This window comes from Nocardia sp. NPDC003979, from assembly GCF_053605015.1.
This window is the reverse complement of sequence record NZ_JBSGIJ010000001.1, coordinates 488,646-508,910: the sequence shown is the minus strand read 5'-3', so window position 1 is coordinate 508,910 and position 20,265 is coordinate 488,646. Positions and strand designations below refer to the sequence as shown.

The window sequence follows — 20,265 nt, the reverse complement described above, 5'->3', positions numbered from 1 at the left end:
GAGGGATTCAAGTATGAAGTTCGGAAAGTTCACTACTGCTGTTGTGATGTCGGTTGTCGCGGTGGGGATTACCGCGGCCACCGCCAACGGTCAGCCCGCCGTGGCGACCGAACAGCCCGCGGTGGTGGCTGCGGGGGGCGTGACTTCGGGTGTGAGCAACGGGATCGGCTACACCACCGCGGTGTCGCCCACCGACAAGACCATCACCTGGGCGGTCGACAACGGCCGCTTCGAGCTGGCCGCCGACGGCTCGGCCGTGCTGCTGCGCAATGCCGAGGGCGTCACCGTCGACCAGACGGCGCTGCGCTCGGAGGTCGCGGGTCTGCCGATCTCGGTGACCCCGCAGATCGCCGAGGACGGCCGTAGCGTGAAGCTGGCCGCCTCGATGACGCCGGAGGACACCGCGAAGCTCGGCGACATCGCCGAACTGAAGGACATCAGCTCCTACGACCGCCTGATGGCCCAGGTCAACAAGAACCTGCCGGGCATCGCGATCGGTGGCATCATCGGCGCGTTCTTCCCGTTCCTGTGGCTGTTCACCATCCCCGCCGGGATGCTGATCGGTGGTTACGTGATGGGTGGCCAGGAGTTCCTGGACGCGGTGATCGCGTTCGCGACCGGCCAGCCCTGATCCGCTGAACCGAAAAGGCCCCGCACTCGCCCGAGTGCGGGGCTTTTTCGTTGCCCCGGGGTGACGAAGCCGATACTCGACGCGGCCACCGGCACGGAGTAGTTTCAGCTGTTATACGGAGTCGTATAACAGGAGGATCGGCATGGCACTTCTTCCCCCGGGCCAACGCGCCGTCGCAGGGTTCCCCCGCTTCGGTACGCATCTGCATCACCCCCCGCCGCCGGTTCCCGAGCACCCCGCGATCGAGGTCTGCGGGGCCGTGGTCGAGCCCGTCACCATCGCGCTCACCGAACTGGCACAGCTGCCCCGGCGCGAGCAGAAGGCCGACTTCCATTGCGTCGCAGGGTGGACGGCGACCGACCTGCTCTGGGAGGGCACACCGTTCCGTGACTTCTACCGGCTGGTGATCGAGCCCGCGCTCGCACCGGGGGCGACGATCACCCACCTCAGCTTCGAGGGCCTGGACGAGTTCCGCTCGGTCGTGCAGCTGGACGACGCCCTCGCCGACGACGTCCTCCTCGCCGACCGGCTCGACGGCGAACCCCTCGACAGCGACCACGGCGCCCCGATCCGGCTGGTGAGCCCGAAGCAGTACGGGTTCGTCAACACGAAACACCTGTGCCGCATCGAAGTTCACACCGCCGCCCCGCCGGACCCGGACAAGTGGTCGCCACTGGCGTCACACGCCAGGGCACGGGTGTGGGCCGAGGAACGGCACCGGTATCTGCCGGGGCGCGTGGTTCGTCCGGTGTATCACGCCCTGATCGGGCCGATCCGCCGGCTGAGCGCGCGGGGCAGCACGAACCGCTAGGTCAGCGACTTCTTCTGCACCTTGCCCATCGCATTGCGCGGCAGCGCGTCGACGAAGCGGATCTCGCGCGGCCGTTTGTGGGCCGAAAGCTGGTCGCCCACATGCGCGATCAGTTCGGTCGCGAGGTCGTCGGAGCCGCTGTCGCGGGCGACGACGAAGGCGACGATCCGCTGTCCGAGATCGTCGTCGGGCAGCCCGACCACCGCGACCTCGGCGACCGCCGGATGCCCGAGCAACGCGGTTTCGATCTCGCCCGCGCCGATCCGGTACCCACCGGACTTGATCAGGTCGATGGACTCGCGGCCGACGATGCGGTGGAAACCGTCGGCGTCGATGACGGCGACGTCGCCGGTGCGGAACCAGCCGTCCTCGGTCCAGTCACGGGCCGTGGCGTCGGGGCGGCCGAGATAGCCGTCGAACAGCATCGGGCCGCGAACCTGCAGGCCGCCGATGCTCACGCCGTCGTGCGGGACGGGATTGCCCGCTTCGTCGCGCAACCGGGTCTCGACGCCGCGCACCGGCGTACCCACCCAGCCCGGCCTGCGTTCACCATCGGCCCTGGTCGACAGGGTGATCATGGTTTCGCTCATGCCGTACCGCTCCACCGGCGCGTGTCCGGTGAGTTCGGCCAGCTTCTCGAAGACCGGAACCGGCAGCGGCGCGCTGCCCGACACCAGCAGCCGCGCCCGGCTCAATTCCTTGGCGGCTTCCGACTTTTCGGCGATGCGCGACCACACCGTCGGCACCCCGAAGTACAGCGTTCCCTCGGCGCTGGCGTAGGCCTCGGGGGTCGGCTTGCCGGTGTGGATCAAGCGGCTGCCGAAACGCAGGGGTCCGAGCAGGCCGAGGATCAGGCCGTGCACGTGGAACAGCGGAAGTCCGTGCACGAGTGTGTCTTTGCGCGTCCAGTCCCAGGCGTCGGCGAGCGCGTCGAGGCCGGCGGCGATGGCGCCCCGGCTGAGCATCACGCCCTTGGGGGCGCCGGTGGTGCCCGAGGTGTAGAGGATGAAGGCGATGGCCGACGGGTCGGGCTCGGGGTAGGTGTGCCAGGACCGGGCGTGCAGTCGCACCGGAACCACCGGCAGATCGGTGTCCGCCGGCGCGGCTCCGAGCCAGGCCTGGGCGCCGGAATCACGCAGGATGTGTTCACGCTCAGCGGTTCCCGCGTCGGGCGGGACGGGGACGACCGTCACCCCGGCGATCAGGCAGCCGACCACGGCGAGCACGGTCCGCAGGGTCGGCTCGGCCAGCACCGCGACCCGTTCGGCGCGCCCGATCCGTTCGGCGACCGAGGTGGCCGCACCCAGCAGATCACTGCGCGAGACGGTGGCATCATCGATGGTGACGGCATCGGGAAGGTCGTCCCCGGCGGCGACGGCGAGCGGATTCAACGAGGCGAGCAGCAGCGGCGGACCGTAGGACATCCGTCCACGCTAGCCCGGCGTGTTCCGGCGGCACGCGCCACCGCCCGTTGACACCCCGACGACAGAATGAGACATTCAAGCTACAACTCTCTCACCGACGAATTGGGGTCAACGATGACCAGCCTCGCGCATTCGCGGTCCAGCCACACCGGACCCGCGGACTTCGACATCCGGGATCACGTCGACGGCGCCGCCGTCTTCTTCGGCGCAACGGCGAATGTGATCATGCAGCTCAGCCTGGCCCCGGTCGGCTACGGCGTCGCGGAATCGCGCGTGCACAGCGGAAGCATCATGCTCCACCCCTTCAAGCGAACCAGGACCACCATCACCTATCTGTCGGTGGCGATGATGGGCACCGACGAGGACCGCGCCGCCTACCGCACCGCGATCAACGGCGCGCACCGGCACGTGCACTCCACGCCCGAGAGCCCGGTGAAGTACAACGCCTTCGACAAGAACCTGCAGATGTGGGTGGCCGCCTGCCTGTACTGGGGCTCGGTCGACCTGATGGAGCGCCTGCACGGCCCCATCGACGACGACACCGCCGACTCCTTCTACGAGTACGCCCACCGCTTCGGCACCACCCTGCAGGTGCCGCGCGAAATGTGGCCCGCCGACCGAGCGGCCTTCGAGGCGTACTGGACGGAGAACCTGGCCGAGACCAGCGTCGACGACACCATCAAGGCCTACTTCGACGGCCTGCTCGACCTGCGGATGCTCTATCCGCCGCTGCGCGTGGTCTTCGCCCGTTTCCATCGCTGGTTCACCACCGGCCTGCTCCCCGAGCACCTGCGCGATGAACTCGGACTCACCTGGACCGAGCGCGACGAACGCCGCCTGGCCCGCCTGCTGCGGACCACCGGCGCGGTCTGGGGCCGCATGCCGCGCCCCATCCGCAGCTTCCCCTTCAACGCCACCCTCGCCGACATGCGGCGCAGGCGGCGCCGGGGCAAGCCGCTGATCTGAGGGCATCGCGAGCTGCCCGGTGCCGGGCAGCTCGCGCGGGCTCAGAGGTCGTCGGCGATGATCCGTTCGATATTGCGTTCGGCGAGCGCGGTGATGGTGACGAACGGGTTCACGCTGGTATTGCCGGGGATCAGGGCACCGTCGACGACGTAGAGACCCGGATACCCGTGCAGGCGGCCGTAGTTGTCGGTGGCCTCGTTCAGCACACACCCGCCGAGCGGGTGGTAGGTGAAGTCGTCACCCCAGGTCTTGGTGACACCGAACAGGTCGGTCCGGTAGATGGTGCCTTCCTTGGCATTGATCTTGTCGAAGATGCGTTTCGCCGCGTTGATCGACGACTGATTCCACGACTTCTGCCAGTTCAGGTTCACCTTTCCGGTGCCGGAGTCGAAGCTGAACGCCGCACGGTTCGGGTTCTTGGTGATCGCCAGGTACAGGCTCACGTAGGTCTCCAGGCCGGCCGGGAACGGCGCGACTTCGGCGAAGGCTCCCCCGCCCGGGTCCGCCCAGTTGTCGATGCCGAGGCAGGGCATGGAGGACTGCAGGCTGCCGGTGCCGTCCCACATGTGGTTGGCACGGCCGACCATCACATTGCCGTTGTTGCCCCACTTCTGACCGACCGCGCCCGGGAGGTCGGGCAGTTTGCCCGTCGCCCGCATCGCCACCAGCAATTTGCTCGTGCCGACACTGCCCGCCGCGAAGAAGACCCGTTGGGCCGTCACGTTCTTGACGGCGACCGTCTGGCCGCTCGAATCGAGCTGGGCCATCTCCACCCGGTACCCGCCCGCGCCGGGCGTGACCGTGGTGACCTTGTGCAGCGGACTGATCCGCACCTTGCCGGTGGCGGCGGCCGCACCGAGGTAGGTGCGGTCGAGCGAGCGTTTGCCGTAGTTGTTGCCGTAGATCACCTCACCCGCCAGGGCCGAGCGGGTCGCCGTGCCCGCCTGCTCCTTTTTCATGTACTCGAAGTCGTAGACATTGGGTACGAAAGTCCAACCGAAGCCGGATCTTTCGGCATGCTTGCGGCCCACGCGCGCGAATTGGTAGCACTCCGCCGATTCGAACCAGGTCTTGTCGATGTGATTGACGCCGAGCGCGGTATTCGCGCGCGGGTAATAGGTGGAATACATTTCCTCGGCATTCACCGACGGCAGGATCGCGGCGAAATTCTCTCGTTTCGGCGTCACCGCCATCCCACCGTTCACCAGCGATCCGCCGCCGACCCCGCGCCCCTGGTACACCCGGATCCCGCCGAAGTCCTCGGAGTCGAGAACGCCTGTGTACCTGTCGATGTCCTTGTTGTACGAGCCGCCCATGAAATACCCGACCGGCTGATCGGTGCGCTCGCGCAACCAATACGACCGCCCGTCCGGTTTCAGCACCGGACAGAACACCCGCCCATCGGGGCCCGGCGCATCCCACGACATCCCCATCTCGACGATCGCCACGTCCACGCCCGCCTGCGCCAATCGCAACGCGGCGACGGCCCCGCCGTACCCGCTGCCGATCACCAATGCGGGAACCGTATCCCCGTCGGCCAGCGGTGCGGCGGAGGCGAGCGCCCGACTCCCCACGGTCGCCACCGCCAAAGTGACACCTGTTGCAGCTAGGAACCGCCGTCGCGTGAACCCTCCCGCGTATCGGGTTCGACCTGGGTTTTCATACAAGAATTCACGCACTGTGCGGCTCCTCATCGAGACTGCAAATGAGAACCTGTTATACCGAGCCACTCACCCGGGTGATCGCAGAACGCCGCACCCCGCCGTCGCCCCGCCGACCGCTTCGCCACCGGAAACGCCATCGCTCCAGGTTCGCCGCTTACGGGACCGCCGTTCCACGTTGAGGGGCATTGACCAACGCACGTTTCAGATGTACGGGTACGGCTGGTCCCCCGAGTTGATCCGCCGACTCAGAATGGGGCTTGTTCGAACCAGGATGCGTAGGTCTCGTCGAAGGTGTGGCCGGGCCAGGAGACCTCGACGAGAATGTCGGCTGTGGCGCCGTGATCGCGTTCCCGCACCGCGAGGGTGAAGGGGGCGCCCGGGTCGCTCGGGCGGGCGACGGCGACGGCCGAATTTCGCGCCGGGTGGGTCCGGACGTCGTGGACGACGGTGTGCCGGGAGAAATAGTTCTCGACGTCGGCGGCGGACGGGTACGCGGTGAACCAGGTGATGACGCCGTCGGCGTCGGTGCACGAGATCTGGCGAAGGGGCGCCGGGTCGCCGGGGGCGACCACGAACGTGGACGTCGGCGAACAGGCGGCATCGCGCCAGCCACGACCGGCCGGATTCGAGGCGATCAAGCTCGGGAACGCCGTGGCGATCGAAGAGTGTTCGCCCCAGGTCGGCGGCGGTGCAACACGCTGCGGCCGAACGAATTTCCAGTAGACCGCACCCGCACCGACAACGCCGACACCGGCGATCATCGCGAGTACGAGCAGACCCACGGCCAACACCCGCCATCGAGACGAGACCGCTTTACCCGGAACCTCGGTCGCACGCGGACGCGCCGCGCGAGCACCCGGATGAGCCGCGGCAACCGTTGGCAGGTCGGCTGGAGTGGTAGAAGTTCCGGTGGGAGCACTCGACGGTGCGGCGGAAGCGCTCATGGCCGGGTAGCGCCGCGTTTCGCCGGGCGACAGCGCCGGTCCGGTGCGCTGCGGGGTGCCGATCAGCGCTGGAGCGACAGTCGATGCCGCAGCCGCAGCCTGACCGAATTCGGCACAGCTACCGAATCTGTCAGCCGGATCCTTGGCCATGGCACGACCGATCACCGCGTCCAGGCCGGGCGCCAGACCGCTTACCCGGTCCGAGGCCCGCGGCACGGGCTTGGTCAGATGTGCGGCGACGACGGCACCGGGATTGTCTGCGGGAAACGGGCTTTCGCCGGTGAGCAGCGTGTACAGGGAACAACCGAGCGAGTACTGGTCGGATCGGTGATCCACAGTCGCACCGGACAATTGTTCGGGCGAGGCGTAGGCGAGGGTGGCGAGGAAGTCGCCGGTGCGGGTGAGCTGGCGGGCGTCGCCGCGCAGGCGGGCGATCCCGAAGTCGGTGAGCAGCACGCGATCCCGGCCCCGGCCTGCGGAGAGCAGGATGTTGGCGGGTTTCACGTCTCGGTGCAGCACGTCGCGGTCGTGGGCGTAGTCGAGCGCTTCGGCGGTCTGGGCGATGATGTCGACCGCACGGGCGGGGTCCAGCGGGCGACCACGGAACACCGAGGCATCGGTGCCGTCCACGTACTGCATGGAAATCCACATCAGCCCGTCCTCGACACCGCGATCGAGCACCGACACGATGCCGGGATGGTCGAGGCGGGCCGATACGTCGGCCTCACGCTCGAACCGGGCCCGCACCTCCTGGTCCGAATACAGGTCGCGATTCAGCAGTTTCAGTGCGACCCGTCGTGGCAGGCGTGGGTGTGCGGCCAGGTACACGGTGCCCATTCCGCCGCGCCCGAGCACCCGCTCGATCCGATATCCGGCGAACACCGTGCCCGCGACCAAATCCACCCCGTGCATGTGTTGCGAGCCTTTCGATCCTGTTCGCGCCGATGTCGACTGTGCGGACACTAACCGATTCGCGCGCGAGACAGGATGCGCGGCAACCGGACCGGACGTCTCAGGAGAGCCGGGCGGCCGCTTCGGCGATGCGTTCGTCGGTGGCGGTGAGGGCGATCCGGACGTGCTCCGGGGAGCGTGGTCCGTAGAAGTCGCCGGGGGCGGCGAGGATGCCGCGGTCGGCGAGCCAGTCGAGGGTGACCCGGCACGCTTCACCGCGGGTAGCCCACAGGTAGAGGCCGGCCTCGGAGAAGTCGATGCGGAAACCGGCCTGCTCCAAGGCTTTTCGCAGGATGTCGCGGCGGGCGCGGTACCGCTCGCGCTGCGCCGCCTCGTGGGCGTCGTCGGCGAGAGCGGCGGTCATGGCGGCCTGGATGGGGAAGGGCAGCATCATGCCGGAGTGTTTGCGCACCTCGAGCAGTTCGGCGACCAGTTCGGGGTCGCCCGCGACGAAACCGGCGCGGTAGCCGGCCAGGTTCGAGGTCTTCGACAGGGAGTGGATGGCCAGCAGGCCGGTGTGGTCGCCGTCGCAGACGCGCGGGTCGAGGATGGAGACCGCCTCGCCCTCCCAGACCAGGCCCAGGTAGCACTCGTCGGAGGCGACGACCGCGCCGCGTTCGCGGGCGAAGGCAACCACCTTGCGCAGATGCTCGACGGGCAGCACCTTGCCGGTGGGGTTGGACGGGGAGTTCACGAAGATCAGCGCCGGGTTCTGCGGGCCGATCTGGGTGAGGCCGTCGGCACGCCACGGCTTCGCACCGGCCAGCAGGGCACCCACTTCGTAAGTGGGGTAGGCGATCTCGGGGATGACGACGAGGTCGTCGGCGCCGATGCCGAGCAGGCGCGGCAGTCCGGCGATGAGCTCTTTGGTGCCGATCACCGGCAGCACGGCCGCCGGGTCGACACCGGTGATCCCGAACCGGCGCGCCAGCGCGGCGACGGCCGCGGCGCGCAGTTCAGGGGTGCCGTGCGTGGTCGGGTACCCGGGGACGGCCGCGACGGAGCCGAGTGCGGCCTGGATGAGCGGGTCGACCGGGTCGACCGGTGTGCCGACGGACAGGTCGACCAGCCCACCGGGATGCGCGGCGGCTTTCTGTTTGACCGCGGCGATGGTGTCCCACGGGAAGTCGGGCAGCAGGCTGCTCACCCGGCCACGGGTCGGCACCCCTGCGCTCATTCTTCGGCCATGGGGGGCAGCGCCTTGATGAAGGCCGGGTCGTAGTCGACCTTGCCCACCTTGGTCGCGCCGCCGGGCGACCCGAGTTCGTCGAAGAAGTCGACGTTGGCGTTGATGTAGCCGCTCCACTGGTCCGGGGTGTCGTCCTCGTAGAAGATCGCCTCCACGGGGCAGACCGGCTCACACGCACCACAGTCAACGCACTCGTCGGGTTGGATGTAGAGCATGCGGCCACCCTCGTAGATGCAATCCACGGGGCATTCCTCGATGCACGCCTTGTCCTTCACGTCAACGCACGGTTCAGCGATGATGTACGGCACTGCCGTTCTCCTAGTCTGTCCACAGCTGCGGGGGCCAACTCCGCCCCCCGAACCCTATCCCGAACTACACGCTACCCCCAGGTCAGCCTGCCCTAACTCGACGAGCGAACCCCGCTACCCAGTTGTCGCCGACCAGTCACGCTCAGTGTAGTACACGGTGTACTACACTGAGTTGGTGCTCGAGATCCTCTGGACCGATGACAGCGAGGCCCACATTGCCGCGCATGGGGTTGCACCTGGTGAAGTCGAGCAGGCGACAACACGACCACGGTATCTACAGCCGGGCCGGGAACAGACCACGCTGCTGTTCGGCCGCACGACTGCCGGGCGGTACTTGTTCGTGGTGTTGACCGAATCGATGGACGGCCGCTGGTACGTCGTCACGGCCTACGACATGACACCGAACCAGCGCAAAGTTTTCAACAAGAATGCGAAGTGAGATGAACCAGGACAAGCTGAACGAGCTTCGGGATTACTACGACAACAACGAGACACAGATGGACCCGGTCACCGGCCACTGGGAGCCCGAGGATGCGCGCCCTACCGGCGAACGCATGTCCGGGTTCAGTGTGCGCCTGCCCGCTGAGGTTCTCGAGCGGGTGCGCGCCCTCGCGGCCGATCGCGGGCTGTCCACCGGCGAATGGATTCGACAGGTAGTCGAGGCCGCGGTCACCGAGTCCGACACCAGCACCCCCCGCGTGGTGGATGTGAACGAGTTGCTGGCGTTCCTCGCCGAGAAAGGCCACGCCGCCTGACCGTAGACAGGAATCATCCGAGCTCCAGCGGGGCGGCCGGAGTTCTGTCCCGTTCGGCGAGCTGGTCGATTTCGTCGTCGGTCAGGGTCGCTTCCCTGCCGATGCCCGCGAGCAACGACCCGACCTCCACCTCCGGCGGCACAGTCAGCTCACCGTCAGTGGGAGGGCGCGGGGCGTGCGGTCGACTATCCCGTAGGTGGTGGTTCGTTCGCGGACCGGGCGGTCGATGCCCGCCGCGATCTCGGTGAGTTCGGCGACGGTCTTGGCCGAGCCGTGCTGGGAGCCCGCCATACGGGAGATGGTTTCCTCCATCAGCGTTCCGCCGAGGTCGTTGGCGCCGCCCGAGAGCATCATCTGGGTGCCGACCGTGCCCAGCTTCACCCAACTCGTCTGGATGTTGTGGATGCGGCCGTGCAGCATGATGCGCGCGAGGGCGTGGACGGCGCGGTTGTCGCGGTTGGTCGGGCCGGGACGCGCGGCGCCCGCCAGGTACAGCGGGGCGCTCTGGTGGACGAACGGCAGCGGCACGAACTCGGTGAAACCACCGGTGCGGTCCTGGATTTCGCGCAGCACCCGCAGGTGACCGACCCAGTGCTTCGGGTTGTCGACGTGCCCGTACATCATGGTCGAACTCGACGGGATGCCCAGTTCGTGAGCGGTGGTGATCACCTCGATCCAGGCCGAGGTCGGCAGCTTGCCCTTGGTGAGCACCCAGCGCACCTCGTCGTCGAGGATCTCGGCGGCGGTGCCGGGAATCGAGCCGAGCCCGGCCTCCTTCAGCGCCGCGAGCCAGTCGCGGATGCTCTGCCCACCACGAGAGGCACCGTTGACGATCTCCATCGGGCTGAAGGCGTGCACGTGCATCGACGGGACGCGGGCCTTGATGGCACGCACCAGGTCGGCGTACCCGGTGACGGGCAGCTCGGGGTCGATGCCGCCCTGCATGCAGATCTCGGTGGCGCCGTCGACATGGGCTTCCCAGGCGCGGTCGGCCACCTCGTCGGTGCTCAGGGTGAAGGCGTCGGCATCACCCTTGCGCTGGGCGAACGCGCAGAATCGGCAGCCGGTGTAGCAGATGTTGGTGAAGTTGATATTGCGGTTCACCACGTAGGTGACCTCGTCACCGGACACCTCGCGCCGCAGCTGATCGGCAAGAGCCGCAACGGCATCCAGCGCCACACCGTCGGCGGTGGCGAGCGCGAGGTACTGGTCGTCGGTCAGGCCCGCCGGGTCGTTCTCGGCGGCACGCAGCGCGTCGAGCACCTCCGAATCGAGCCGTTCGGGTGCGGTGACGGCCAGGTCGCGGGCGTGTTCGCGAATGGTCTCCCAGTCGCCGAACGCGCCGACCACCTCCTGGCCGAGGCCGGAGTCGCTGCGGCTGTCGGTGATGCGGCCCTCGGAGTCGATGGCGGTGTTGAGGTCCACCCGGCCCGCCGAGTCCCACGACTCGTCGGGTTCCTGCCAGGCGAGCCCCACGGGCAGCGCCTCGGACCTGGCCAGCCCGGTGGCCGGATCGGTGAGCGCCGCGACGTGCGCGCCGATGCGCGGATCGATCCACGGATGGCCGGCGCGCACATACTTCGGATGCGCGGAGGTGCGTTCGGCGAGGGTGAACCCGGCCGCCTCGGTGATCTCGCGCAGCGTGTCGAGATTGGGCCACGGACGTTCGGGGTTCACGTGGTCGACCGTCAACGGCGACACACCGCCCCAGTCGTCGATACCCGCATCGATCAGGGCGCGGCAGTCGCTGTGCGACACCAGGTTCGGCGGCGCCTGCACCGGGACATCCGGGCCGAGCAGCAGCCTGGTCACCGCGACCGTGGCGAGGAACTCGGCCACATCGGCATCGGGCGCGTCGCGCATGGCGGTGTCGGACTTGGCCCGGAAGTTCTGCACGATCACTTCCTGGATGTGCCCGAACTCGCGGTGCAGCTTGCGGATCGCCATGATCGAGTCGGCGCGTTCGGCGAGCGTCTCACCGATACCGACCAGGATGCCGGTCGTGTACGGCACCGAGAGCCTGCCCGCGTCGGTGATGGCGCGCAACCGCACCGCCGGGTCCTTGTCGGGGCTGCCGAAATGGCAGGCGCCCTTCTCGGTGAACAACCGGGTGGCGGTGGTCTCGAGCATCATGCCCATCGACTGGGCGACCGGCTTGAGCCGCGCGATCTCGTTCCAGCTCATCACGCCGGGGTTCAGGTGCGGCAGCAACCCGGTCTCCTCGAGCACGAGGATCGACACCGCGCGCAGGTAGTCGAGCGTGGAGTCGTAGCCGCGTTCGTCGAGCCACTGCGCGGCCTCGGGCCAGCGGTCCTCGGGGCGGTCGCCCAGGGTGAACAGGGCCTCCTTGCAGCCGAGCGCCGCGCCTTGCCTGGCGATCTCGAGTACCTCGTCGGGTTCGAGGAACATCCCCTTGCCCTCGGCCCGCAGCTTGCCCGGCACGGTCACGAAGGTGCAGTAGTGACACTTGTCGCGACACAGGCGGGTGAGCGGGATGAACACATTGCGCGAGTAGGTGATGGTGCGTGGTCTGCCCGCGGATTCGAGCCCGGCGTCGCGCACCCGGGCGGCGCTGGCGCACAGATCGGCCAAGTCGTCGCCGGTGGCGTGCAGCAGGACGGTTGCCTCGTCGACGTTCAACGTGACGCCGTCGCGGGCCCGTCGCAGCGCCCGGCGCATGGCCGAGGCACTCGGCGGGTTCGGCGGAACGCTCGGCAGTGGAAGGTCGCTCACCCCGTCGATCATGCGCTACTTCTCTCCCGAACGTGTGGTGGGCTGGTCACGCCGCCCGTTGCGGGCGCGCGAGGGTCGTCTTCCTCGGCCACAACCTCGCCCGCGCGGGCACATATTCCCGAGCCGGGCGAACTCGTCGCACCCTCGTGCCACGATGTCAGCATGTCGTTGCCGCGTTCGACCATCCTCGCCGACCCGGCCTGGCGGCCCAGCCCCAAGGCGAAACTGCTGTGGGCGCTGGAGAACGCCGTCGGCATCGTGGTGCTCGCGGTGGCACTCGGGGTGTGGATGTTCCTCGACGACCGGCGCGGCTGGCAACTGGTCGCCGGGCTGGCGCTGGTCGCGCTCGCGGTGCTCGGGCTGGTCGTGGTTCCGCTGTGGCGGTTCGCGGTGCACCGGTGGGAGGTCACCGACGAGGCCGTGTACACGCGGGTGGGCTGGCTGGATCAGGAGTCCCGGGTGGCGCCGATCTCGCGGGTGCAGACGGTGGACACCGAGCGCGGCCCGCTCGAGCGGATACTCGGGCTGGCGACGGTGACGGTCACCACGGCGTCGTCGGCCGGGGCGGTCAAGATCAGCGCGCTCGACTTGCCCGTCGCCGAGCAGACGGTGCTTCGGTTGACCGCCATCGCCGCCCGGCATCGCGGAGACGCCACATGAGCGAGACACCGTGGCAGCGGCTCGATCCACGCATGCTGCTGGTGTATCCGGTCACCGAGATCGTGAAATACATTCCGGTCCTGCTCGGTTCGGTGATCGTCGGTACCACCAGCGGCAATCCGCTGTGGAGCCTGATCCCGGTGCTGCTCGTCGCCGCGTTCGGTGTCTTGCGGTGGTTCACCACGACCTATCGCATCGACGCCGATCACGTGCAGTTGCGCACCGGGGTCGTCGGCCGCCGGACGCTGTCGGTGCCACGGCCGCGGATCCGCTCGGTGGACGTGGAAGCCGATCTGCTGCACCGGGTTCTGGGTCTTGCGGTGCTGACCATCGGCACCGGGACCGATACCGCCAAGGACGAGGAATTCAAGCTCGACGCGCTCGACACGAGCCGGATTCCCACCTTGCGTACCGAATTGCTCGCACACACAGGGCGATCCGAACAACGGTCGGCCGACGAAGCCACACCCGTCCACGAATCCGGTGTCGAGATCGGGCATTGGCGACCCGCGTGGGTTCGGTACGCGCCGTTGTCGCTGACCGGGCTGGCCATCGTCGCCCCGATCGCCGGGTTGGCGGCGCAGTACGGGGTGCTCGAGTGGATCGTGAAATCCGCTCCGGCACAGGAGATCGGGCACGACAGCGTCGCCGTGGTCGCCCTCGTGATCGCCGCGATGGTCGTCCTCACCCTGCTGCTGGTGAGCCTCGCCGCCTGCGGGCAGTACCTGGCCACCTGGTACGGACTGCGTGTCCTCGACAACGGTTCGACGCTGCACCTGCGACACGGGCTCTTCACCACCCGCCAGATCACCCTCGACCTGGCCCGCTTCCGCGGCGCCACGCTCAACGAGCCGCTGCTGTTGCGTGCGGCCCGCGCCGCCCAGCTGGAAATGATCATGACCGGGGAGAATCCGCGTCAGAAGGTGCTCCCCCAGGCGCCGCGCGCGGCCGTCGAACGCACCCTCGACGAACTCCTGCGCACCCATCGACGGCCACAGCTCACCAAGCCGGACTCTGCTGTGTCGCAAGGCATTTCCGGAACCATGCTGGGAACGGTCGACTTGATTTCGCACGGTCGCGCGGCGCGTCGGCGTCGGTATGTGCGGGCGGCCTGGCCGGTGGGCATCTTGCTGGTCGCCATGATCGCGCTCGCGCTGGTCGAAGGCCCACTGCCCGTGTGGATCTGGGTCGTCCCCGTGGTGTTCGCCGTGCTGATGGCGGCGCTGGCCGAGGACAGGTACCGCAGTCTCGGTCACCGCGTCCTGCCCGCCGACACCGGCCCCACCTGGCTCATCACCCGCCGCGGCAGCCTCGACCGCAATCGCGACTGCCTCGAAGCCCCCGGCATCATCGGCTGGACCATCCGCCAGACCTTCTGGCAGCGCCGCGCCGGCTTGGCCACGGTGGTCGCCGCGACGGCCGCGGGCAAGAAGGCCTACCTGGTGGTCGACATCCCCCACGAGGACGCGGTCGCCCTGATCGACGCCGTCACCCCCGGCCTTCAAGGCAGCCGCTGAACCTTGTGATGCTGTGCAGCCGTCTCGGAAGGCGGCCGGAGTCGCAAGTACTCCCGCCCTGCACGGGCACCGGCTCTTCGGGAGTGCGACGCCAGCGGCCACAGCCCGCCTACCCGGCTCTGGTGACACGACAGCGGCCGGGAGCGGAAACTCCCGGCCGTGTGGTGTCGTCGTCCACCCAGGCACGCCGCAAGCGATGCGCCAGTGCTCGATGTCAGACAGCTACCGCCTCATCCGCTGAATCCGCCTCGGCAGCGGGCTTTTTCATATCACGCATCAAAGCCACCGCCAGCACGGCCGCGGCGACCGAGGCGAGCGCACCCACGCCGAAGGTGACTTGCATGGCGGTACAGAAGGCGTCGCGGGCCACGGCGATCAGCCCGGTATCACCGGTGCCGAGAGCTCCCGCGATGGACTCCCGCGCCGCGTCCGGCGCGGAGTCCGGCATGGCGCCCGCGAAGGTGCCCGCCAGGATGGCGCCGAGCACCGCGACGCCGAGCGCGGCGCCCGCCTGCTGGATGGTGTCGTTGAGCGCCGAACCCACCCCCGCGTGGTCCTCGGGAACCGCACTCATCAGCGCGCCGATCGCGGCGGGCATGGCCAGACCACCACCGGCACCGAGCAGCGCCATCGCCACGGCGGGCAGGGTGAAGCTCGCTCCGGCGTCGAGAGTGGCGAGGACGGCGAAACCGGCGGCGACCACCACCAGTCCGGCGATGGTGACGATCCGCGCTCCCAGCTTGCCGACCAGCACCGCACCGATCCCGTTGGCGAGCAGCAGCGTCACCGCCATCGGGGTGAAGGCGAGCGCGGTGCGCATCGGGGTGTAGCCGAGCACGAACTGCAGGTACTGGGTGAGCACGAGCACGAGCCCGCCGTTGGCGAAGGTCACCAGCACCAGCGAGAAGCTCGACCCGGTGAAGGTGCGGTCGCGGAACAAGTGCAGCGGAACCATCGGCGAGTCGGTGCGCAGTTCACGCACGACGAAGGCGGCGAGGGCAACGACCGTCACAGCGAAGCCGACGAGCACACCGGAATCGGTCCAGCCCTCGTGCGGCACCGAGATGATCGTCCAGACCAGCGCCGTCATGCCGATGATGGAGGTGAGCATGCCGGGGAAGTCGGGGGTGCGCCACGGGCCCTTCGATTCGGGCATGAGCACGAGCGCGGCGACGAGAGCGACCACGACGATCGGCACGTTCATGACGAAAACCGAACCCCACCAGAAGTGTTCGAGCAACACACCACCCACCACGGGGCCGCCGACCAGGCCGACGGTCGCCACGGCACTCCACGCGCCGATGGCCTTGGGTCGCTCGTCGTCGTCGAAGACGGTGATCAGGATCGACAGCGTGCTCGGCATGATGAGTACCCCGCCGATGCCCATCAGCGCGCGCCCGGCGATCAGCAGTTCCGGACTGCCCGCATAGGCCGCGAGCAGGGAGGCCGCGCCGAAGATCACCAGCCCGATGATCATCACCAGTTTGCGGCCGTACCGGTCGGAGAGGCTGCCGGAGGTGAGCAGCAGGCCCGCGAAGACCAGCAGGTAGGCGTCGATGATCCATTGGATCTGCTGGGCGCTCGCGCCGAGGTCGGTGGCGATCTGCGGGATCGCGACCGTGAGCACCATGTTGTCCACGACCAGCACCAGGCTGCTCAGACACAGCACGATCAGGATCAGCCACCGGCGCGGATCGCGCACCTTCGTGAGCGTTGACATCTCTGCTCCCCTTTCCGAAGCTATCCGCACACTGTGCGGCCAATACGAACACTGTACGGTCGAGAGAACGATGTGCGCAAGGGGAACGTTGTACGGCAACCGAACACTGTTCATGAACCGGCTATGCTGGACGGAACCCGCCACAGAAGAGGAGGCAGCGATGGCAGCGAGCCCGACCGGGATCCCGTCGGTGTGGACCAGGCCGCCCCGCGAACGCCGCGACCAACCCGCGCTGAGCCGCGACCAGATCGTGGCGGAGGCGATCCGCCTGCTCGACGAGGAGGGTTTCGACGCCCTGAGCATGCGCAAACTCGGTGCCCGGCTCGGCGCGGGCGCGACCTCGCTCTACACCCACGTCGCCAACAAGGACGAGCTACTGGAACTGGTCGTCGACCAGGTGATCGGTGAGGTTCCCGTCCCGACCCCCGACGGCGAACGCTGGCGCGAGGTGATGCACGAACAAGCCGCCGGAGTGCGTAAGACACTGCTCGCGCACCCGTGGATCACCGTCGTCCTCAGCACCGCCGCGCTGATGTACCTCGGCCCCAACATGATGCGGCTCACCGACTCGATGATCGCGATCCTCGACGCCGCGGGCCTGCCCGACGACGTGGTCGACATCGCTGGCAACGCCGTCTTCCAGTTCGTCGTCGGCTCCTGCGGCGGCGAGGCCGCCATGCTGATGACGATCGCGCAGAGCGGCCTGTCCAGCGAACAGTGGGCCACCCAGGTGCTGGCCGCCAGCGAGGCCGCCGCCCGCCCGTTCCCCCGCCTGCACCAGCGCTACACCGACCAGCTCGCGCGGTTGCGCGACAAGCCCGATCCGGCCGTCTTCGACAAGTTCACCCGCGAACTGGACCTCATCCTCGACGGAATCGAGACCCGTCGAGCGTGATCAGCCCGCTGGGCGGGCGCGGGCCGAATTCGCCCGGGAATACAAGTAACCCATGGGCGCGAGCACCCCGCAGGCCAGCAGCAGCAGGGTGCGACCGTCGTTGCCGAGCATCACGTCACCACCCGGACCCCGCGAAGCGCACAGCAGGAAACCGAAGAGCCACAACACGATCGGCGCGAAGACGAAACCGAGCCGATCGGTGACGCTCGCCATCCCGTACACCAGACCGACATTCACCACTCCGGCCACCAGCGCCGCGATCGGCAGCGGCACCGACCCGATGTACAGCGGCAGGAACAGCACCTCGAGCGCGAGGGTGATGAGCGCGTCGACCATGAGCAACACGACGATGAGCCCGGCGACGAGGGGATCGGGCGGTGCGGGCAGACGCACGCCACGGCGCGCGGTGGACTGGTCGGAGGTCACCATGCGGGCGAGTCTATTCGGCCGATCGGCTCATTCGAGGCCGGCGAACAGGTCGTGCTCGAACCCGTCGTCGCCGACCGGCCCACGGGTGCCACGCACCAGGGTGAAATGTTCCTCCGGCAGCACCGGCAGGGCGATGTTGTTCGACAGCGCGAACTCCCGGCCGCTCGGCGCGAGGGTCACCTGGGTGGCGTGCGCGCGCATGGCCGCACGCTTGGCGGCGAGCACGTCCGACACGTCGACCACGGTGCTCACCCCGGCGGTGGTCGACATCGCCGCCAGCTCCGCCTCCACGGGCAACCGCCACCCTTCCGGCAGCGCACCGGGCAGCGCGTCGACGGTGCGGCGGGCGAGGGCGGCGGTGTGCTGACGCAGCAGGTCGGCGTCGGTCACCGTCCAGTAGAACTTGGGCACGTCGTAGCCCTGTTCGGCGGCCGCGGCCACGGCGGCGGTGGTGACGTGGTGTGCCCGGATGTGGTCGGGATGGCCGTAGCCGCCGCGCGGGTCGTAGGTGACGACCACGCGCGGGCGCAGTTCCAGCAGCACCGCGACGAGTTCGTCGACCGCCGCGTCACCGGAGTTCACGAACGCGCGCGGATGCTCGGCCGACGGCGTGCCCGCCATCCCGGAATCACGCCAGCGACCCGGCCCACCGAGGAACAGCGGTTCGCCCGCGTCGAGCGCGGCGAGGGCGGCGGTGAGTTCGCTGATGCGGTAGCCGCCGAGCTGGTCGGCCTCGGCGGCGATCAGGCGCGCCCAGCGTTCGCCGATGACCTCACCTTCCTCACCGAGCGTGCAGGTCACCACTGTCACCGGCACACCACGACGGCGGTAGTGCGCGATAGTGCCACCGGTGGTGAGGGTTTCGTCGTCGGGGTGGGCGTGCACCAGGAGCAGGCCGCCGGTCTCGCGCGTCATGGGATCCTCCGCCACTGTGCTGTGTCACCGAAGATGCCGACCTGGATGGCGCCCGACAGGGACGCACCGTCCACACGAGGGCCCGCCGCCGCGACGACGTTGTCCTGCACGATCGGCAGCACCGTCGACAGCTCCCACAGTCTGGGCTCGGCCTCGGCGACGATCCGGCCCACGTCGATTCCGCGCAGCGCCTCGTCGATCGACGGTTGCAAGCCCGGATCGCAGACGCCGCCGACATTGCTCGGGGCCTGCCGGTAGGCCTCGGCCGCGGCAAGCACCGGGCCGTCGGCACCCGGCGGCTCCACCGGCGGACATCCGTACCGGGAGGCGAGCACCGTCGCCGGATCACCGCCCGCGAGTTCCCACCCGACGATCGCGTCGACCGACGACTCGGTGAGTTCGCGACCGTACAGTTCGTCGGCGGGGATGCCGCGCACGGTGGCATCGATTCCGGCACTGCGCAATTGGTCGGCGGCGGTGTTGGCGACGGCCAGTGCCGCCTCGTCCTCGGCGACCGCGCCGATGCGCACCGACAAGCCCTTGCCGTTGCGCGCCACCGAACGTGGCTGCGGTGCGGGCGAGGTGGGCGAACTCGTCTGCGGCGTCTCCGGTGCCCGCCCGAAACCGGCCTCGGCCAGCAGGGCGAACGCCTCGTCGGCGCTGAGCCGGGGCGGGGCGGTCGGCAGATAGCCGGGGCTCGACGGTGGAAGTACCTGGGCGCGAGCGGGTTCCACCCAGCCACCGCTCTGCGCCCCGACGGTGGCGAGCAGGGCGGGATCGAGCAGGGCGAGCAGCGCTTTGCGCACCCGCACGTCGACCAGGTCGCCGGAGCGGCCGTTGAGGGTGAGCTGCAGTTCCCGCGCCTGCGGCATGATCGTCGTACGCACCGACGGGATGGCGGCGAGTTGCGCCTGGGTGGCGACACCGCCGTGCACCAGCGCCATCTGCGCGTCGCCGGTGCGCAGGGATTCGGCGAGCTGGGAGGGAGATCCGCCGCGCCGCAACAGGATCTGATCGGGTGCGGCAGGCGTGCCCCAGAATCGGTCGTTGCGTTCGAGCAGGATCTCGTCGCGTCCGCGATCCACGGACTTGATCGTGAAGTTGCCGCCCGACACCGGAATCCGGTCCACGAGTCCGCTGGTGAACCCACCCGGGGAGTCCTTCACCAGGTGCGAGGGAAGCAGGTTCGCGAACAGCTCACGCCATGCCGGGTACGGCTGGGTCAGCGTCACAGTGACCGTTTTGCCCCCACCCGAGGACGCCACGTCGGAGATCAGCCGGTAACCCGCCGGATCGACCACGCCGGGCTGGGAGATCATCTGCTGCCACAGGAACCGGAAGTCCTCGGCGGCGATCGGCGCGCCGTCGGACCAATTCGCCTGATTGCGCAGGGTATAGGTGATGGTGAACGGTTCCTGCGAGGTCACATCGGCCGACACGATCAGCGCCGAGTCGGGCACGAAATCCACCACACCGGGGTGCGCGGGATTGGGCACCGGCCGGAACGGGCTCGGCAACACCATCGAACTCACCGCGTTGGTCGCGGGCGACTGATCCGAACGCAGATGCGGATTGAATCCGATCCCGATGTCGTCGATGGCGACGACGACGGTGTTCTTGCCCGGCTTGGCCTGGGTGGTCTTGGGCGAATCGGTGCTCTCGATCGGTGGCGGCGGATTCGCGGTGCACCCGGCCACGACCACCGTCGAGGCGATCATCGCCAGCACCGACACGCGCCACTTTGCGCACCACC

Annotated in this window: 19 protein-coding genes; 8 read left to right on the top strand and 11 right to left on the bottom strand. The window is 68.7% G+C overall.

Annotated elements, in window-relative coordinates; translation table 11 throughout:
• Window positions 1-13: 13 nt before the first annotated feature.
• Together ACWEVR_RS02170 and ACWEVR_RS02165 are read left to right on the top strand one after the other, a co-directional pair.
• Window positions 14-631: a hypothetical protein gene (locus ACWEVR_RS02170; RefSeq protein WP_452465471.1), complete on the top strand. Its 618-nt coding sequence runs from the start codon at window positions 14-16 to the stop codon at window positions 629-631.
• A gap of 142 nt (window positions 632-773) precedes the next feature.
• A complete protein-coding gene (locus tag ACWEVR_RS02165; protein WP_452465470.1) occupies window positions 774-1,442 on the top strand; it encodes a molybdopterin-dependent oxidoreductase in 669 nt (222 codons plus the stop codon).
• Here the strand turns inward: ACWEVR_RS02165 and ACWEVR_RS02160 are convergent.
• Window positions 1,439-2,866 (bottom strand): acyl-CoA synthetase, encoded by a 1,428-nt coding sequence (locus ACWEVR_RS02160; protein ID WP_452465469.1) that lies wholly within the window; start codon window positions 2,864-2,866, stop codon window positions 1,439-1,441. The two genes, ACWEVR_RS02165 and ACWEVR_RS02160, sit on opposite strands and share 4 nt — an antisense overlap.
• 114 nt (window positions 2,867-2,980) lie before the next feature.
• On the opposite strand from ACWEVR_RS02160, the gene ACWEVR_RS02155 reads away from it, so the two are divergent.
• Window positions 2,981-3,832: an oxygenase MpaB family protein gene (locus tag ACWEVR_RS02155; RefSeq protein ID WP_452465468.1), complete on the top strand. Its 852-nt coding sequence runs from the start codon at window positions 2,981-2,983 to the stop codon at window positions 3,830-3,832.
• Window positions 3,833-3,873: 41 nt separating this feature from the next.
• Here ACWEVR_RS02155 and ACWEVR_RS02150 read toward each other — a convergent pair whose 3' ends face one another.
• The 4 genes from ACWEVR_RS02150 to fdxA all read right to left on the bottom strand — a co-directional run bounded on the left by ACWEVR_RS02150 (window position 3,874) and on the right by fdxA (window position 8,888).
• Window positions 3,874-5,406: a GMC oxidoreductase gene (locus tag ACWEVR_RS02150; RefSeq protein WP_452465467.1), complete on the bottom strand. Its 1,533-nt coding sequence runs from the start codon at window positions 5,404-5,406 to the stop codon at window positions 3,874-3,876.
• Between the two features lie 335 nt (window positions 5,407-5,741).
• Window positions 5,742-7,352 (bottom strand): serine/threonine-protein kinase, encoded by a 1,611-nt coding sequence (locus ACWEVR_RS02145; RefSeq protein ID WP_452465466.1) that lies wholly within the window; start codon window positions 7,350-7,352, stop codon window positions 5,742-5,744.
• Window positions 7,353-7,452: 100 nt separating this feature from the next.
• Window positions 7,453-8,568 (bottom strand): succinyldiaminopimelate transaminase, encoded by a 1,116-nt coding sequence (gene dapC / locus ACWEVR_RS02140; protein WP_452465465.1) that lies wholly within the window; start codon window positions 8,566-8,568, stop codon window positions 7,453-7,455.
• Window positions 8,565-8,888, bottom strand: coding sequence for a ferredoxin (gene fdxA, locus ACWEVR_RS02135; RefSeq protein WP_022566345.1), 324 nt, complete (start codon window positions 8,886-8,888; stop codon window positions 8,565-8,567). Before fdxA ends, dapC begins: the two co-directional genes overlap by 4 nt.
• A gap of 175 nt (window positions 8,889-9,063) precedes the next feature.
• Between fdxA and ACWEVR_RS02130 the strand changes: the two genes are divergently transcribed.
• Window positions 9,064-9,327 carry a hypothetical protein gene (locus ACWEVR_RS02130; protein ID WP_452465464.1) on the top strand — a complete coding sequence of 88 codons (264 nt, stop codon included), beginning with the start codon at window positions 9,064-9,066 and terminating at the stop codon, window positions 9,325-9,327.
• Window position 9,328: 1 nt separating this feature from the next.
• Entirely contained in the window at window positions 9,329-9,643 is a 315-nt protein-coding gene (locus ACWEVR_RS02125) for a ribbon-helix-helix domain-containing protein (protein WP_452465463.1), read from the top strand.
• 13 nt (window positions 9,644-9,656) lie between these two features.
• On the opposite strand, the gene ACWEVR_RS02120 is transcribed toward ACWEVR_RS02125, so the two are convergent.
• On the bottom strand, window positions 9,657-9,785 hold the full coding sequence (locus tag ACWEVR_RS02120; protein WP_452465462.1) for a hypothetical protein: 129 nt from the start codon (window positions 9,783-9,785) through the stop codon (window positions 9,657-9,659).
• Between the two features lie 2 nt (window positions 9,786-9,787).
• Window positions 9,788-12,388: a bifunctional FO biosynthesis protein CofGH gene (locus tag ACWEVR_RS02115; RefSeq protein ID WP_452465461.1), complete on the bottom strand. Its 2,601-nt coding sequence runs from the start codon at window positions 12,386-12,388 to the stop codon at window positions 9,788-9,790.
• Window positions 12,389-12,538: 150 nt separating this feature from the next.
• Here ACWEVR_RS02115 and ACWEVR_RS02110 point away from each other — a divergent pair, with 150 nt between their 5' ends.
• Both ACWEVR_RS02110 and ACWEVR_RS02105 read left to right on the top strand, forming a co-directional pair.
• Complete coding sequence (locus tag ACWEVR_RS02110) at window positions 12,539-13,036, top strand: PH domain-containing protein (protein ID WP_452465460.1); 498 nt, start codon at window positions 12,539-12,541, stop codon at window positions 13,034-13,036.
• On the top strand, window positions 13,033-14,553 hold the full coding sequence (locus tag ACWEVR_RS02105; RefSeq protein WP_452465459.1) for a PH domain-containing protein: 1,521 nt from the start codon (window positions 13,033-13,035) through the stop codon (window positions 14,551-14,553). Before ACWEVR_RS02110 ends, ACWEVR_RS02105 begins: the two co-directional genes overlap by 4 nt.
• A 214-nt stretch (window positions 14,554-14,767) precedes the next feature.
• Here the strand turns inward: ACWEVR_RS02105 and ACWEVR_RS02100 are convergent, their stop codons facing one another.
• A complete protein-coding gene (locus tag ACWEVR_RS02100; protein ID WP_452465458.1) occupies window positions 14,768-16,273 on the bottom strand; it encodes an MFS transporter in 1,506 nt (501 codons plus the stop codon).
• Window positions 16,274-16,433: 160 nt separating this feature from the next.
• On the opposite strand from ACWEVR_RS02100, the gene ACWEVR_RS02095 reads away from it, so the two are divergent.
• Complete coding sequence (locus ACWEVR_RS02095; protein WP_452465457.1) at window positions 16,434-17,168, top strand: TetR/AcrR family transcriptional regulator C-terminal domain-containing protein; 735 nt, start codon at window positions 16,434-16,436, stop codon at window positions 17,166-17,168.
• On the opposite strand, the gene ACWEVR_RS02090 is transcribed toward ACWEVR_RS02095, so the two are convergent.
• From ACWEVR_RS02090 to ACWEVR_RS02080, 3 genes are read right to left on the bottom strand one after another with little or no spacing between them, the layout of a single operon-like run.
• Entirely contained in the window at window positions 17,169-17,597 is a 429-nt protein-coding gene (locus ACWEVR_RS02090; RefSeq protein WP_439269082.1) for a hypothetical protein, read from the bottom strand.
• A gap of 27 nt (window positions 17,598-17,624) precedes the next feature.
• A complete protein-coding gene (mshB, locus tag ACWEVR_RS02085) occupies window positions 17,625-18,512 on the bottom strand; it encodes an N-acetyl-1-D-myo-inositol-2-amino-2-deoxy-alpha-D-glucopyranoside deacetylase (protein ID WP_452465456.1) in 888 nt (295 codons plus the stop codon).
• On the bottom strand, window positions 18,509-20,230 hold the full coding sequence (locus ACWEVR_RS02080; protein ID WP_452465682.1) for an ABC transporter family substrate-binding protein: 1,722 nt from the start codon (window positions 20,228-20,230) through the stop codon (window positions 18,509-18,511). The genes mshB and ACWEVR_RS02080 overlap by 4 nt, the downstream gene beginning before the upstream one ends.
• Window positions 20,231-20,265 lie beyond the last annotated feature (35 nt).

Excerpts from the sequence above, each read along its gene's own strand:
- ACWEVR_RS02095 (WP_452465457.1), top strand. The coding sequence starts at position 16,434 with ATGGCAGCGAGCCCGACCGGGATCCCGTCGGTGTGGACCAGGCCGCCC.
- ACWEVR_RS02170 (WP_452465471.1), top strand. The coding sequence starts at position 14 with ATGAAGTTCGGAAAGTTCACTACTGCTGTTGTGATGTCGGTTGTCGCG.
- ACWEVR_RS02125 (WP_452465463.1), top strand. The coding sequence starts at position 9,329 with ATGAACCAGGACAAGCTGAACGAGCTTCGGGATTACTACGACAACAAC.
- ACWEVR_RS02090 (WP_439269082.1), bottom strand. The coding sequence starts at position 17,597 with ATGGTGACCTCCGACCAGTCCACCGCGCGCCGTGGCGTGCGTCTGCCC.
- ACWEVR_RS02145 (WP_452465466.1), bottom strand. The coding sequence starts at position 7,352 with ATGCACGGGGTGGATTTGGTCGCGGGCACGGTGTTCGCCGGATATCGG.
- ACWEVR_RS02100 (WP_452465458.1), bottom strand. The coding sequence starts at position 16,273 with ATGTCAACGCTCACGAAGGTGCGCGATCCGCGCCGGTGGCTGATCCTG.
- ACWEVR_RS02165 (WP_452465470.1), top strand. The coding sequence starts at position 774 with ATGGCACTTCTTCCCCCGGGCCAACGCGCCGTCGCAGGGTTCCCCCGC.
- ACWEVR_RS02115 (WP_452465461.1), bottom strand. The coding sequence starts at position 12,388 with ATGATCGACGGGGTGAGCGACCTTCCACTGCCGAGCGTTCCGCCGAAC.
- ACWEVR_RS02160 (WP_452465469.1), bottom strand. The coding sequence starts at position 2,866 with ATGTCCTACGGTCCGCCGCTGCTGCTCGCCTCGTTGAATCCGCTCGCC.
- dapC (WP_452465465.1), bottom strand. The coding sequence starts at position 8,568 with ATGAGCGCAGGGGTGCCGACCCGTGGCCGGGTGAGCAGCCTGCTGCCC.
- ACWEVR_RS02080 (WP_452465682.1), bottom strand. The coding sequence starts at position 20,230 with ATGATCGCCTCGACGGTGGTCGTGGCCGGGTGCACCGCGAATCCGCCG.
- mshB (WP_452465456.1), bottom strand. The coding sequence starts at position 18,512 with ATGACGCGCGAGACCGGCGGCCTGCTCCTGGTGCACGCCCACCCCGAC.
- ACWEVR_RS02155 (WP_452465468.1), top strand. The coding sequence starts at position 2,981 with ATGACCAGCCTCGCGCATTCGCGGTCCAGCCACACCGGACCCGCGGAC.
- ACWEVR_RS02105 (WP_452465459.1), top strand. The coding sequence starts at position 13,033 with ATGAGCGAGACACCGTGGCAGCGGCTCGATCCACGCATGCTGCTGGTG.
- ACWEVR_RS02110 (WP_452465460.1), top strand. The coding sequence starts at position 12,539 with ATGTCGTTGCCGCGTTCGACCATCCTCGCCGACCCGGCCTGGCGGCCC.